The organism is Duganella lactea (assembly GCF_009857505.1).
Taxonomy (GTDB): Bacteria; Pseudomonadota; Gammaproteobacteria; order Burkholderiales; family Burkholderiaceae_D; genus Rugamonas; species Rugamonas lactea.
Genome location: NZ_WWCP01000005.1, coordinates 129,382 through 143,634, shown reverse-complemented (window position 1 = coordinate 143,634; position 14,253 = coordinate 129,382). Strand labels below are relative to the sequence as shown.

13 protein-coding genes are annotated in these 14,253 nt (G+C 64.5%); 2 read left to right on the top strand and 11 right to left on the bottom strand.

The window, feature by feature from the left end:
• Positions 1 to 15 precede the first annotated feature (15 nt).
• Positions 16 to 1,311 (bottom strand): BNR repeat-containing protein, encoded by a 1,296-nt coding sequence (locus GTP44_RS07235; RefSeq protein WP_229256811.1) that lies wholly within the window; start codon positions 1,309 to 1,311, stop codon positions 16 to 18.
• Positions 1,312 to 1,412: 101 nt separating this feature from the next.
• Between GTP44_RS07235 and GTP44_RS07230 the strand changes: the two genes are divergently transcribed.
• Entirely contained in the window at positions 1,413 to 1,874 is a 462-nt protein-coding gene (locus GTP44_RS07230; RefSeq protein WP_161018883.1) for a hypothetical protein, read from the top strand.
• Positions 1,875 to 1,886: 12 nt separating this feature from the next.
• On the opposite strand, the gene GTP44_RS07225 is transcribed toward GTP44_RS07230, so the two are convergent.
• The 3 genes from GTP44_RS07225 to GTP44_RS07215 are packed head-to-tail and all read right to left on the bottom strand — an operon-like array spanning position 1,887 to position 5,111.
• The gene (locus GTP44_RS07225; protein ID WP_229256333.1) at positions 1,887 to 3,110 is read right to left on the bottom strand and encodes an ABC transporter permease; all 1,224 of its coding nucleotides are present in this window, start codon (positions 3,108 to 3,110) and stop codon (positions 1,887 to 1,889) included.
• Between the two features lie 25 nt (positions 3,111 to 3,135).
• Positions 3,136 to 3,870: an ABC transporter ATP-binding protein gene (locus GTP44_RS07220; RefSeq protein ID WP_371867167.1), complete on the bottom strand. Its 735-nt coding sequence runs from the start codon at positions 3,868 to 3,870 to the stop codon at positions 3,136 to 3,138.
• Positions 3,867 to 5,111: an efflux RND transporter periplasmic adaptor subunit gene (locus tag GTP44_RS07215; RefSeq protein WP_161018882.1), complete on the bottom strand. Its 1,245-nt coding sequence runs from the start codon at positions 5,109 to 5,111 to the stop codon at positions 3,867 to 3,869. The genes GTP44_RS07220 and GTP44_RS07215 overlap by 4 nt, the downstream gene beginning before the upstream one ends.
• A 248-nt stretch (positions 5,112 to 5,359) precedes the next feature.
• On the opposite strand from GTP44_RS07215, the gene GTP44_RS07210 reads away from it, so the two are divergent.
• Positions 5,360 to 6,319 carry an alpha/beta fold hydrolase gene (locus GTP44_RS07210; protein ID WP_161018881.1) on the top strand — a complete coding sequence of 320 codons (960 nt, stop codon included), beginning with the start codon at positions 5,360 to 5,362 and terminating at the stop codon, positions 6,317 to 6,319.
• An 85-nt stretch (positions 6,320 to 6,404) separates the two neighbouring features.
• On the opposite strand, the gene GTP44_RS07205 is transcribed toward GTP44_RS07210, so the two are convergent.
• The 7 genes from GTP44_RS07205 to gmd all read right to left on the bottom strand — a co-directional run bounded on the left by GTP44_RS07205 (position 6,405) and on the right by gmd (position 14,094).
• Positions 6,405 to 7,625, bottom strand: a complete 1,221-nt coding sequence (locus tag GTP44_RS07205) for an aminotransferase class I/II-fold pyridoxal phosphate-dependent enzyme (protein ID WP_161018880.1) — start codon at positions 7,623 to 7,625, stop codon at positions 6,405 to 6,407.
• Between the two features lie 88 nt (positions 7,626 to 7,713).
• Positions 7,714 to 9,087 (bottom strand): HAMP domain-containing sensor histidine kinase, encoded by a 1,374-nt coding sequence (locus GTP44_RS07200; protein ID WP_371867166.1) that lies wholly within the window; start codon positions 9,085 to 9,087, stop codon positions 7,714 to 7,716.
• Positions 9,080 to 9,790 (bottom strand): winged helix-turn-helix domain-containing protein, encoded by a 711-nt coding sequence (locus tag GTP44_RS07195; RefSeq protein ID WP_161018879.1) that lies wholly within the window; start codon positions 9,788 to 9,790, stop codon positions 9,080 to 9,082. The genes GTP44_RS07200 and GTP44_RS07195 overlap by 8 nt, the downstream gene beginning before the upstream one ends.
• Positions 9,791 to 9,838: 48 nt before the next feature.
• On the bottom strand, positions 9,839 to 10,954 hold the full coding sequence (locus tag GTP44_RS07190) for a glycosyltransferase family 4 protein (protein WP_161018878.1): 1,116 nt from the start codon (positions 10,952 to 10,954) through the stop codon (positions 9,839 to 9,841).
• 5 nt (positions 10,955 to 10,959) lie between these two features.
• Positions 10,960 to 12,129: a glycosyltransferase family 4 protein gene (locus GTP44_RS07185; RefSeq protein ID WP_161018877.1), complete on the bottom strand. Its 1,170-nt coding sequence runs from the start codon at positions 12,127 to 12,129 to the stop codon at positions 10,960 to 10,962.
• 2 nt (positions 12,130 to 12,131) lie between these two features.
• Positions 12,132 to 13,037 carry a GDP-mannose 4,6-dehydratase gene (locus GTP44_RS07180; RefSeq protein WP_161018876.1) on the bottom strand — a complete coding sequence of 302 codons (906 nt, stop codon included), beginning with the start codon at positions 13,035 to 13,037 and terminating at the stop codon, positions 12,132 to 12,134.
• A gap of 13 nt (positions 13,038 to 13,050) precedes the next feature.
• Complete coding sequence (gmd, locus tag GTP44_RS07175) at positions 13,051 to 14,094, bottom strand: GDP-mannose 4,6-dehydratase (RefSeq protein WP_160989227.1); 1,044 nt, start codon at positions 14,092 to 14,094, stop codon at positions 13,051 to 13,053.
• Between the last annotated feature and the right edge of the window lie 159 nt (positions 14,095 to 14,253).

The following is a 14,253-nucleotide window of genomic DNA, read 5'->3' as shown; positions in this document are numbered from 1 at the left end:
CCTATGGTAGAAGTTCTACGGTTTCCAGTCCAGCACTTGTACCGGCTGCGGCGCAACCCGCGCCTGCCCTTCACCGTCCACCTGCTGCACGTTCTGCACAAACAGGCTCAATGTGCCGTCAAGGCGCCACCGTTCGGTGTCGAAGCTCGGCTCCCACGCGCCCACCGTGGTGTCGGTCAGGTCCCTCACCCGCCACACGCCGCGCGCGACATCGTCCGTGCTGGCCACCGACACCTTGCTGCCGCGTTCCTCGTCGCGGAACACCAGCAGCGCGCCGGCGTCGTTGACCATGATCTGCGGCCGCGCGATGGGAATGCGCTTGGTGCCCTGGCCGCTGAGCGAGAACGGCGTCTTGCGGAAGTCCAGCGCGCGCACCCGCCACGCCTTGCCGTCGTTGAAGATGACGTGATACTGCGGCACGCTGGCGCCGGCGTCGCGCCAGTAGCTGGCGATGTACGGGTGGCCCTGGCGGTCGGCCGCCATCGAGGTCTGGTTAATCAACTCGCTGCTCCGAGGAATGCGCAGCGCATATTCGGCGCTGGCGGCGCTGATCGGCAGCGTGTACGGCGTGCCGTCCGATCGCTCCCAGGTCACGCCGCCGTCGCGCGAGCGCGCGTAAGCCATGTCATGGTTGCTGGCCACATCCGGCGACTCGCGCCACACCCACGACAGGTGCAGCGTGCCGCGATGATCCAGAAACGCCTGCCAGTAGGCGTTGCGGCGGCCCTCGCCGGTGATCAGGTTGGTGTGCAGGCGGGTCCACTTGCGGGTGGCGGTGTCGTAGCGGTTGATGATCAAGTCGCCGCGACCCGAGCCACCAAGGCGATAAAAGAACAGCAGGTTCCCGTCCGGCAGCCGGTGAAACTCGGGGTAGGACAGCTCGTCCTCCTCGGTGCCGACCATCGCCAGCTTCGGCCCCAGTTCCAGCGATCCGGGCGCCACGCCACGCGCATAGCGCAAAGGATTGTTGTGATGGTCCCACGCCACATGCAGATAGCCGGCGCCATCGACCATGATGCTGATGGTGTTGTGCGCGTCGGCCGCATTGCCCTGCCATGCCGTGCGCCGCACCGTCCACCGCGAAGAACCCAGCATGCGCTTGCCCAGCACCAGATAGCGCTCGGCGTCGTAGTAGGCGACGTACTGGGTATCGCCCTGCGTCACCAGCGAATTTTTGCGGAACACCACCGCGTTGACGGAATTATTGGCCCAGCCTTCGCCAACCACCGATACCACCGGCGGCGGCGAAGCTGCAGCGGCCGCCTGCAAAGTCGCGGCCAGCAAGGCCGCCGAGAGTAGACGTGTGATCATGTGTTGCATGCTACGCAAACGCTCGACCTAGATCAATACCTGCAACATTTCTTCGCGGAAAATATGAGATAATCCCGCCAGCGCCCTCAAAAATTGCCGCTATGACTACGCTACACAACCACACTCTCTATCTCGACCAACTGCAAGACGATCCGCACAGCTTCTGGACGGCGCGCATCCGCGCCTGCCGCTGGATGATCTTCAAGACCTTCTGCCTGGGCGCACTGGCGGCCACGCTCGGCGTGCTGGGCCAGGGCTGGCTGGAACAGGCCGCGCCGATCTTCCCCTTCATCAGCCAGAACTACGGCATCTGGCAGTCCGCCTATCTGCTGTCGCTGCTTGTGGCGTTCCTGCTGTGGGCCTTCGCCATGCGGCAGAAAATCGGCCTGCTCGACAACAGCAAGCGGGGCCTGAATACGCAGCGCCGCATCGACCAGCATAACGCCCGTGTTGAAGAGCGGCGCCGCGCCAACAGCGCACGCCGCGAAGAGGTGCGCCAGGACCGCGAAGAGCACACCATTTACTTCAAGGCCAGTGGCCGCAGCAAGAAGTTCGACTACTGATCAACTTGCTGATTATTCGTAGCGCAGGCAGTCCACCGGCAACAGCTTGGAGGCGCGCCGCGCCGGATAGAAGCCGAAGAACACCCCCACCAGGCTGGAAAAGCCGCACGCCACCACCACCGCCTGCAAGGTGATGGCCACATCGAATTTGCCGCTGGCGGTGATGCCGGCCGCCGCCAGGCTGGCCAACAAGATGCCGAAGATGCCGCCCACCAGGCAGATCACCACCGCCTCGGTCAGGAACTGCAGCAACACGTCGCGCGGCTTGGCGCCGATCGCCATGCGGATGCCGATTTCACGCGTGCGCTCGGTCACCGACACCAGCATGATGTTCATGATGCCGATGCCACCGACCACCAGCGAGATCGCGCCGATCAGCGCCAGCAACGCGGCGATGCCGGCGCTGATCTTCTGCGCCGTCTCGGCGAAGGACGCCAGGTTATCGATGCGGAAGTCGTCCGGCTGGTCGATCTTGATGTGGTGGCGGTCGCGCAGCGTTTCGCTGATGTCGAGGATCGCATCCTGCAGGTTGCCGCCGGATTTACCCTGCGCCACCACGTAGTGCACATTGCCGGGGAACTGCATCCGCACCAGATTGGCGGAAGCGGCGGTGATCGGCACGATGACGTATTCGCTCAAGTCGCCGCCGTCCACCTGCTTGCCCTCGCCGTACAGCACCCCCACCACCTGGAACGACACGTTCTCGATGCGGATGTATTTGCCCAGCGGGTCCTGCTTGTAGAAGAACTGGTCGGCGATCTTGCGGCCTATAACCACCATGCGCGCGGCGGCGCGCACGTCGGCCTCGCTGAAGGCGCTGCCCTGGTCGATCTTCCAGCCGCGGATCTTGAACATGGATGGCGTCACCCCGTGTACCGTCTTCGACGCGTTCTCATTGCCCACCGCCAGATTGAAGCCGCCCTGCAGCACCGGCGCCGCGCCGGACAGCGACGGCAGCTGATTCAGCGCCTCGGCGTCGCGCACGGTCATCGCCGGCTGCGCGCCGCTGCGCATGCGCTGCTGCTGCGCGCGGTCGCCGCCGGGCGAAATGAACAGCATATTGGTGCCCAGCTGCTCCAGCTCCTTGCCGATGAAGCGCTTCATGCTGTCGCCCACCGCCAGCAACAGCACCACCGAGGTGATGCCGATGATGATGCCCAGCATGGTCAACAGCGTGCGCAGGCGGTTGGCCAGCATCGAGCGGAAGGCCTCGATTACGATCTGTAATAAATTCATATTGTTTATACCGTTTTATACCGTATCAGTGGCTCATGGCCAGTTGCTGCAAGCCTTCCGCCGAGGGGCCGTCGTACAGCACGCGGCCGTCCTTCAGGCGCATCAGACGCTTGCTGTAGGCGGCGATGTCCGGCTCGTGCGTCACCAGCAGGATGGTGATGCCGCGTTCCTCGTTCAGTTGCTGGAACGAGCGCATGATCTCCACGCTGGTCTGTGTATCGAGGTTGCCGGTCGGTTCGTCGGCCAGAATCAACGGCGGGTCGCCCACCAGCGCGCGGGCGATCGCCACGCGCTGCTGCTGGCCGCCGGACAGCTGGTTCGGCGTGCGCTTGGCCAGCGCCGCCAGACCCACGCGTTCCAGCTCGATGAGTGCCTTGGCGTGCGCCTTGGCGCGCGACACGCCGGCGTAGATCAGCGGCAGTGCCACGTTCTCCGCCACGCTCATGCGCTTGATCAGGTTAAAGCTCTGGAACACGAAGCCGATGGTGCGGTTGCGGATGGTCGCCAGCTCGCTGCGCGACAGCGTCAGCGTGTCGACGCCGTTAAGGAAATAGCTGCCGCCGGTGGCCTGATCGAGGCAACCGAAGATGTTCATCAGCGTCGACTTGCCGGAGCCGGACTGCCCCATCACCGCGAGAAAATCGCCGCGCGGCACGGCCAGGTCGATGCCATGCAGGACCTGCGTTTCCACGCTGCCGGAGAAGTAGCTCTTGGTGACCTGGCGGATGTCGATCAGCAGCTCATTGGCGCGCTCGGTCACATGCCACCTTCTTGGCCGTTGACGATGGCGCGCGTGATGACCTTGTCGCCCTGCTTCAAATCTCCGCCCACCACCTCGGTGTAGCGGAAGTTGGACAGGCCGATTTTGACGTCGGTGGCTTGCGGCTGGTTCTTGGCATCGAGCTTGTAGATGCGGAAGCTGCGCGCCAGGTCGGCCTTGCTGCGGAAGGACGCATCGTCGTCCTGCGGCGCGTCGGCGGCGGTGGCCGCGCTGGCGCTGGCGCTGGCGCTGGCGCTGGCCGATCCCGCCTTGCCGGCGGCGGCCTGCTTCTTCTGCTTCTCGATTTCCTCGTCGCTGAGGCGGAAGCGCAGCGCGGCGGTCGGCACGCGCAGCACGTTCTGGCGGTTGCCGACCAGCAGACGCACCTGCGCCGTCATGCCGGGCTTGAGCAGTTCATCCTTGTTGTCCACGTCCAGCACCACGTTGTAGGTGACCACGTTCTGCACCACGTTGGCGGCCAGGCGGAACTGGCGCATGCGCGCGTTGAATTCCTTGTCCGGATAGGCATCCACCACAAAGCGCGCCTCCTGCCCTTCCTTCAGCGAACCGACGTCCGCCTCCGAGACACTGGTGTCGATCTGCATCTTGGTCAGGTCGCGCGCGATCTGGAACAGCTGCGGCGTGGTGAACGACGCCGCCACCGTCTGCCCCAGGTCCACGGTGCGCTTGATGATGACGCCATCGATCGGCGATCGGATCACCGAGTTATCGAAATCGGCCTGCGCGCGCGCCAGTTGCGCCTGCGACAGCTGGATATTCGCCTGCGCCACATCGACCTCGCGCTTGGCCTGGTCCAGCGCCAGCGGCGACAGGTAGTTTTGCGCCAGCAGCGACTGGTTGCGCTGGTAAGTCGCCTGCGCCAATCGCAGCGAGGCCTTGGCAGAAGACAGTTGCGCGTCGGCCTGGCGGATCTGCGCGTTGAAGATGGTCGGGTCGAGCTTCAGCAGCACTTGGCCCTTGGTCACGCGGTCGTTGAAGTCCGCTTTCAGTTCGCTCACCGTGCCCGAGACCTGCGAGCCGATATTGATCAACGCCACCGGATTGATGGTGCCGGTCGCCGTCACCGTCTGCGTGATATTGCCGGTATCAACGGCGGCGGTGCGAAAGCGTGGCGTCTCCACCACAGGGGTCTTGCTTTTGGAATAGTAGGCGGCAGTCGCGCCACCGATCACCAGCAGGCCGATGGCCAGCGCAATCTTCTTCTTGGTCAGAAAAGCCATTGTTTTCAATAGGTTCCGTAGTGAGGTCCGGCAACATGCGGACCAACCTATCAAGTATCAAACAAATTTATCTTTTAGGCAATGCTCTCCCTTTCGGGGTGGAGAGCGCTACCCAGCCGGTGGTATATGCAAAGTTGCAACGTGGCTTTGCACCTTTGTGCGTTCCCACGGCGCGTTTTCGCCCCTAAGATAGCCTTCATTCCAGCCCGCGTATCGCGCTGCTCAACACCACCTTCAAGGAGAACATCATGTCCGAACAAATCAATCCATCCCGCCGCAACGCCATGGTCGGCAGCGCGGTCGCCGCCGCCGCTACCGCGCTGGCAGCCGTCAGCACCGAAGCCGCGGCCGCGCCAGCGGGCAAAGTGAGCAAGACCATCAGCACCATCACCACCCGCGACGGCGTTGAGATCTATTACAAGGATTGGGGTCCGCGCAACGGCCAGCCGGTGATCCTAAGCCACGGCTGGCCGCTGAACGCGGATAGCTGGGAATCGGCGGCCTTCTTCCTGGCGAATAATGGCTTCCGCGTCATCACCCACGACCGCCGCGGCCATGGCCGTTCGAGCCAGCCTTGGGACGGCAACGACATGGACCACTACGCCGACGATCTGTCGCAGCTGATCGAAGCGCTGGACCTGAAGAACATCATTCTGGCCGGCTTCTCGACCGGTGGTGGCGAGGTGGCGCGCTACGTCGGCCGTCACGGCACCAAACGCATCGCCAAACTGGGCCTGATTTCTTCGGTGCCGCCGCTGATGCTGAAGACCGACACCAACCCTGACGGTCTGCCGATCGAGGTGTTCGACGGCATTCGCGCCGCATCGGTCAAAGATCGCGCGCAGCTGTATCTGGATCTCGCCTCGGGCCCGTTCTACAACTACAACCGTCCGGGCGCCAAGCCATCGCAGGGCATCATTCAGGCGTGGTATGCGCAAGGCATGCAGGGCGGCTTCAAGAACACCTACGACTCGATCAAGGCCTTCTCGGAAACCGACTTCCGCGACGACCTGAAAAAGTTCGACAAGCCGACCTTGATCATCCACGGCGACGACGACCAGGTCGTGCCGATTAAGGCCTCCGGCATCGCCTCGGCCAAGATCGTCAAGGGTTCGAAGCTGATCGTGTATCCAGGCGCGCCGCACGGCCTGACGGAAACGCATAAAGACAAGTTCCACAACGACTTCCTGGCCTTCGCCAAGTCGTAAGGCGGAAGGCTGGGCGCCTTCCTGAAACAGATGCCCGCGCCCCTTGTTGTCAAGGAGCGCCGGGCAGAGCGTTAGTTAAATCCCTTCAAGCCACCAGGCGCTCGGCGCGTCCCGCCAAGCGCGCCATCACGCTCACCGCGTGATCGATCTGCGCCTTGGTATGGCCGGCGTTCATCATGAAGCGCAGGCGCGCTTGCCCGACCGGCGCCGCCGGGAACTGAATCGAATCCACATGCACGCCTTCCTTGCGCAGCTCTATCGCGTAGCGCTGGCAGGTCTCGGCATCGCCGATCAGCACCGGCAGGATCGGCGTTTCCGTCGAAATGATGGTGTAGCCCAGCGGCCGCATCTGCTCGATGAAGTAGCGCTGGTTGTCCCACAGGCGCTGGCGGCGCTGCGGTTCCTCTTCCAGAATATCCAGCGCGGCCAGCAGCGCCGCCGCCTGATCCGGCGGCGGCGGGCAGGTGAAGCCGTAGGCGGAGCTGGTCAGGCGAATCACGTCCGCCACATCCTTCTCAACCGCGACAAAGCCGCCGATGGAGCCGAGCGCCTTGCTCAAGGTCCCCATCTGCATGATGTTGGCGCTGTAGCAGTTGAAGTGCTCCGAGGTGCCGCCGCCATTGGCGCCAAGGATGCCGGTGGCGTGCGCGTCATCGATGTACAGCAGCGCGCCGAAGCGCTCGGCCAGCGCCACCAGCTGCGGCAGCGGCGCGATCGTGCCCTCCATGCTGAACACACCATCGCTGACGATGATCGGCGTGGTGCCTTCGACGGCGCCGGCCTGCAGCAGCGACTCCAGGTGGTTCATGTCGCAATGGCGGTAGTTGTAGCGCAGCGCGCCGGACATCTGGATGCCCTCGCGGATCGAGATGTGATTGAACTCGTCCGAATAGTAGGCGTACTTGTGGCGCGTGCGGGCGCGGAAGCCGTGCAGGCGCGCCAGCGTGGCCGCCTTGACGATCGACGACAGCACGCCGATGTTGGTCATATAGCCGGTGACGAACAGCACCGCGTCGCTCTTGTGCTTCAACGCGCCGAGGCGGCGTTCCAGTTCACGGTAGACTTCCAGGTCGCCGCCCAGCAGGCGCGATTCGCAATTGCCGACGCCATAGCGGTCCAGTCCCCGCTTGGCCGCCGCCACCAAACGCGGATGGTTGGCCAGCGCCAGGTAGTTGTTGGTGCTGAACGAAATCACCGTCTCGCCCCCGGTGACGAAGGTCGGATCGGGCAGCGTGCTGTGTACCGACGACGCGTGATGAATGGGATGGTGTTTGAGCCAGCTGGCAATGTCGCTAAGATCGTGCATGATGTGGAGAGCCTTAAGTATCTTAAAGTATCAGCCCATCTTAAAGCTGGGCGACTCTCCACAAGCTTGCGGTCACATTACGAGTTGGTTAGCTGGCCGGCGCCAGCGGCAACACGATGCGCGCGGTCAGGCCCGGCGCGTTGTCCTCCAACACCAGCCGGCCGTCATGCGATTTGGCGGTGGCGCTGACGATGGACAGACCGAGGCCATTGCCCGGCAGGTGGCGGCTCTTGTCGACGCGGTAGAAGCGCTGCGTCACCTTGTCGCGTTCCGCCTCCGGAATGCCGGGACCATTGTCGTGCACAGAAATCGCGGCGTCGCCGAGATACAGGCCGGCGCGCACATGGATCACGGCGCCGGCGCCGGCATATTTGATGGCGTTTTCGATCAGACTGGCGACGGCGCTGGCCAGCAGGTTGCGGTCGCCGTCCACGTACAGCGAGGATGGCGCGTCCACCGTCAGGCGGATCTCGCTGTCTTCGGCGATGGCCTCGTACATCTCGCCGATGTCGGCCACCACGCGGCCCAGGTCCAGCCGCTCGAACAGGCGCGCGCGCATGCCGGATTCCGCCTCGGCGATCTGCAGCAGGCGCTCAAACAGGCGTATCAGATTGTCGATATCGTCAATGGCGTCGTGCGCCGCGCCGGACAGCGTCGGCACGGTCATCTCGTGGCGCAGCGCGTCGTCCAGCCGGCCGCGGATGCGGCTCAGCGGCGTGCGCAGATCGTGGGCGATGGCGTTGGAGACGTTGCGGATACCCTCCATCAGCAGCTCGATGCGGTCCAGCATGCGGTTGATGTCGTGGTTCAGCAGCGCGAATTCGTCGCGGCCGGTGACCGGAATGCGGCGGCTCAGATCACCGGCCTCGATCTGCGCCGCCGTGCGGCGGATCTCGCCCAGGCGCGACTCGATGGTGCGGCGGAACAGCATGGCGCCGGCGATGGTCAGCATCATCGACACGCAGGCGCCGGCCAGCAGCGCGCGCCAGATCACCTCGCGCACCGCATCCTCTTCGCTCAGGTCACGCCCGACGATCAGCACCCCGCCCGTCACCAAAGGCCGCAGGTACAGGCGCGCCGGCGCGGTGCGGCCGTAGCGCAGCACGTCCGCCGTCACCATATCCGGCGCTTCATCGAGGCTGGGCCACGACGACAGATTGCCGGCCACCGGCCGGCCGTCCGCGTCGACGATCTGGAAAATTTCGCGGTCGTTATCGACGCCGTCGCTGAGCATGCGCTTCACCTCGGACCGCAGCACCACCTGGCCGCCATCGCCGACGTTGTCCAGCAGGTGCTCGGTCTGCTCCATGATCTTGCCATCGATGTTCTGATCCAGCACGCCGATGGTGCCGCTGTAGAACACCACGGAGACGGCGACGATCGAGGCGATGCCCAGCAGGCCGTAGCCCAGCACCAGCTTGGCGACGATGGAGCCGCGCAGCAGATTGGGCAGGCTAGGCACCCTGCCCCACCTCGTCCGGCGGCGTGACGCCCATGCGGTAGCCGACGCCGCGCAGCGTGTGGATCAGCATTACCGGGAAGTCCTTGTCCACCTTGGCGCGCAGGCGCGAGATCTGCACGTCGATCACATTGGTCTGTGGGTCGAAGTGGTAGTCCCACACCGATTCCAGCAGCATGGTGCGGGTCACCACCTGGTTCTCGTTGCGCATCAGGTATTCCAGCAGGCGGTATTCGCGCGGCTGCAGCGTGATCACCTTGTTGCCGCGCGTGACGCGCAGCGTGCGCAGGTCCAGCCGCAGGTCGGCCACCTGCAGCTGCGTGCTGTCGGCGGCGCCGGGCGCGCTGCGGCGGCGCAGCAGCGCTTCCACGCGCGCCAGCAGTTCGGAAAAGGCGAAGGGTTTGGACAGGTAGTCGTCGGCGCCGCCGCGCAGGCCGGTCACGCGGGCGTCGATGGTGGTCAGCGCGCTGACGATGATGACCGGCGTCTGCTTGCCCAGCGCGCGCAGTTTGTCGACGATGGACAGGCCGTCGATGCGGCCCGGCAGCATGCGGTCGAGGATGATGATGTCCCATTCCTCGCTCGTGGCGTAGTCCAGGCCATCCGGACCGGTGGCGGCGGCGGTGACCATGTAACCCGCCTCGCGCAAGCCTTTGCAGATGTAGTTGGAGGTTTCGGCTTCGTCTTCAATAACCAGGCAGCGCACGCGATTCTCCGGAATTCAGTGATGATCGCGTATTCTACCTTGCCGGCGTTACCTTGGCGTGGCCGCCAGTTCGCGATACAACGCATAGTAGTTCGCCGCCATTTTCTCGGCGGTGAACAGTTCCCAGTAGCGCGCCTCGGCGCGGCGGCCCATCTCGGCGGCGCGTTGCGGGTCCTCCCACAGCGCGCGCATCGCCGCGCCCAGCGCCGCCGGATCGTCGGGCGGCACCACCAGGCCGGTGTCGTTGTCGATGTTGATGTAGGTGGTGCCGGTGCCGATCTCGCTGGAGATCATCGGCTTGCCGAACATCGCGCCCTCCAGCAGCGAGATGCCGAACGCCTCCGAGCGCAGGTGCGACGGGAACACCATCGCATAGCTCAATTCCAGCAGCGCCGCCTTGTCTTCCTCCTCCACCGCGCCGATGAACTGCACGTGGGTCAGGCCGAGGCGCTGCGCGTGCTCCTTCAGTTCCCGCTCGGTCGGGCCGGCGCCGACGATCACCACCGGATAGTCGACATTGGCCATGGCGTCGAGCAGGATGTGCAGGCCCTTGTAGTAGCGCAGCACGCCGACGAACAGGAAGAAGCGTTCGCCGCACTGGGCGCGCCATTTGGCCTTCAGCTCCTCGGACGCTTTCGGATACACCGCCTTATCCAGGCCGTAGGTGATGGTGCGGGTCTTGTGCGCGAAACGGCGCAGCACCGGCGACGACGCCATGTAGTTGGGCGAGCTGGCGATCACCGTATCGACGCTCTGCAGGAAGCGGTGCTTGAGAGGGCTGTACAAGCGCAGCAGGTTTTTCTGGCGCACGATGTCCGAGTGGTAGGTCACCACGCTGGGCTTCTTGATGCGCGCGGCAAAGTGCGCGATATCCATGAACGGCCACGGGAAGTGATAGTGGATCACGTCCACGTCGCGCGCCAGGCGCGCCAGCTTGCGGATGGCGGCCAGCGAAAAGCCGGTCGAGGCGATCTCGAAGTTCATCGGCACGCGGTGCACGGTGAGGCCGTCGAATTCCAGGACGGGCGGGCCGCCGCGGCTGAGCGTCAGCATTTCATTGGTCACGCCCAGACGTTCGGTACCCACGCACAGCTGGCGTATCACCTGTTCGATACCGCCCCAGGTGTCCGGGTAATAGCTTTTGTAAACGTGGAGGACGCGCATGGTGATCAGTGAGAGAGGACTGCTTGATAAACGGCGACGGTGCGGCGGGCCGCCTCGTCCCAGGTGAGCTCCAGCGCGCGGCGCTGGCCGGCGGCGATGCAGCGGGCGCGCGCGGCGTCGTCGCGCGCCAGGGTGGTCATGGCGGCGGTGATGTCGTCCACCGACAGCGGATCGAATTCCAGCGCGGCGCCGTTGGCCACTTCCGGCAGCGAGGTGGTGCCGGAACAGGCGACCGGCACGCCGGCGGCGAAGGCTTCCACCAGCGGCAGGCCGAAGCCCTCGTGCAGCGAGGGGAAGATGAAGGCGCCGGCGCCGGCGTACAGATGGCGCAGGTGGCGCTCGTCGGTCAGCTGGTCCAGCCACACCACGTTCTCGCCGCGCTGCCGCGCATCCTTGATGCGGCTGACCAGTTCCTCGCTGCGCCAGCCCGGCTGGCCGACGATCACCAGCTGGCGCGCCGCCCGCAGCACCGGCGGCAAGGCCAGATAGGCGGCCAGCAGGCGTTCGACGTTCTTGCGTGGCTGTAGCGTGCCGACGAACAGGAAATAGCCCGCGCGCAGGCCGTGCAATTCCAGCGTGATGTCACGCTCGGCCACCGGCGGCGGCTCGAAGAATTGCGGCGCCGCGCCGTGGTGCACCACGCTGATGTTGTTTTCATCGACGCCAAAATGTTCGACCAGTTCGCGGATCGAGAAATGCGAGCCGGTGATCACATGCTGCGCCTTGCGCGCGGCCTTGGCCTGCAGCCAGTTCTTCAGCTTGCGCAGTTTCGGGCTGGCCCATTCCGGATGCGAAATCGGCAGCGCGTCGTGCAGCGTCGCCACCACCGGGCAGTCCATGCGCACGATGCGGTAATCGGTGGCGTGGAACAGATCCAGCGGCGCCGCGCCGGGATTACCCCGTGCCAGGGCCACCTGGGTGCTCAGGTGCACCGACCGTGGCAGGATCAAGTCGCCCAGCGTCGCCAGCGGAAACGACAGCGGCAGCGCGCGGCCCAGTTGCACCTTGCGCGGGTCGCCATGCGGCGGGAAGGACAGCGGCTGCACCTCGACGCCGGCGGCCGGCAAGTGGTCGAGCAGCGCGCGGCTGTACACACCCAGGCCGTCGAGGCGGCCGGCGGTCAGCAAGGGTTCGGCCGTCGTCACCGACAGGCCGACGCGTAACGGCGAAGTCATGCTCAAGCCAGATACATCCAGCGCAGCGTGTCGGCCAGCGGCACGATGGCCAGCGGACCGGTGGCCTCGGCCAGGCGGCGGTTGTCGCCCACCAGGCGCACCACTTCATTGGCGCGCACGAAGGCCGGGTTGACGTGGACGTTGATCTTATAGCCGGCGATGTCGGCCATCATGTCCAGCGCCTCGCCCAGCGAGTAGGCGTTGCCGGAGCAGATATTGAAGGTGCCGCCAACGGCGGTGGGCGCGGCCAGCAGCTTGCGGTAGCTCTGCGCGACCATGCGCACGTCGGAGAAATCGCGCCACACGTGCAGGTTGCCCAGCTCGATGTCGGCCGCCTTGCGGCGGAAGTGCGAGACGATTTTCGGCAGCAGGAAGTTTTCCGCCTGGCCGATGCCGGTGTAATTGAACGGCCGCACGAAGATCAGCGGCAGCTTGTCCTGCCACAGGCGCGCCATGTACTCCATGGTCAGCTTGCTGACCGCGTAGTCGTTGGCCGGCGCCGCCGGCACGTCTTCGTGGATCACGCCGACGTCGGTATTGCCGTAGATATTGGCGCTGGAGGCCAGCAGCACGGCCGACGGTTTTTTGTCGGCGGCGGCCAGCGCTTCGAGCAGGTTGCGCGTGCCGACCACGTTGACGCGGTAGATCTGGTCAACGTCGCCGTGGGCGACGAAGGCGATGGCGGCCAGGTGCGCCACCACATCCGGCTGCACCTGCCGTACCACATCGGCCAGGCCGGCGCGGTCCAGCAGATCGACGGCGAACTCGTTGTCGCCCGGCGTGTGGCCGGGCGAGATGGTGCCGAAGACCTGATAGCCGGCGGCGCGCAACTCCTGCGCGACGTACAGGCCGGTGAAGCCGGACAGACCGGTGATCAGGGCACGTTTGCCCGTACCTTCAGCGACCATGAGTACTCCTGATTTAGAACGAAAAACCGGCTTGATTGCGGCGCAGATCAGCTTCGACCATCATCTGGCACAGTTGTTCCAGCGTGGTAGATGGTTTCCAGCCCAGTTCCTTGGTGGCCTTGGCCGGATCGCCGATCAGCAGTTCCACTTCCGCCGGGCGGTAGAACTTCGGATTGACGCGCACCAGCACCTTGCCAGTTTTCTTGCAGGTGCCGATTTCGTTGTCGGCCACGCCGCTCCACTCCAGCGTGACGTCGATCGCCTTGAAGGCCATCGACACGAAGTCGCGCACGGTTTCGGTGCGGTTGGTCGCCAGCACATAGGTGCCCGGCTCGTCGGCCTGCAGGATGCGCCACATGCCTTCGACGTATTCCTTGGCGTAGCCCCAGTCGCGCTTGGCGTCCATATTGCCCAGTTCCAGCACGTCCAGCTTGCCCAGGTGGATCTTGGCGACGGAGTCGGTGATCTTGCGGGTGACGAACTCACGGCCGCGCAGTGGCGACTCGTGGTTGAACAGGATGCCGGACGAGCCGAAGATGCCATACGACTCGCGGTAGTTGACGGTCATCCAGTGCGCGTACAGCTTGGCCACGCCGTAAGGGCTGCGCGGGTAGAACGGGGTGTCTTCCTTTTGCGGCACGGCTTGCACCTTGCCGAACATTTCCGAGGTCGACGCCTGGTAGAAGCGGATCTTCGGATTGACGATGCGGATCGCTTCCAGCAGATTGACCGGGCCGACGCCGGTGATCTCGGCGGTGGTCACCGGCTGCTCGAAGGACACGCCGACGAAGCTTTGCGCGGCCAGGTTGTACACCTCGTCCGGCTGCGCGGTCTGGATCAGGCGGATGCTGGAGCTGAGGTCGGTCAGATCGTACTCGACCAGCTTCAGATTCGGGTGCGACTGGATGCCAAGTTCCTCGATACGCCAGAAATTCACCGAGCTGGTACGGCGGTAGGTGCCGGTCACTTCGTAGCCTTTTTCCAGCAGCAGTTCCGCCAGATAGGCGCCGTCCTGGCCGGTAATGCCCGTCACCAGGGCTTTTTTAATTTTCTGCATGATGAATCAATCCGAGTCGTTAGTAGTCTTAATAGTCAAATATTATAACAGAGCGCTATCCCGCGATTTCTCAAGGAAATCCACGCGATTACATCACTTACATCTTGTTACAGAGAAATAAAAAAGCCGGTGAGCCCGCGCTGGGGCGGGTCACCGGCT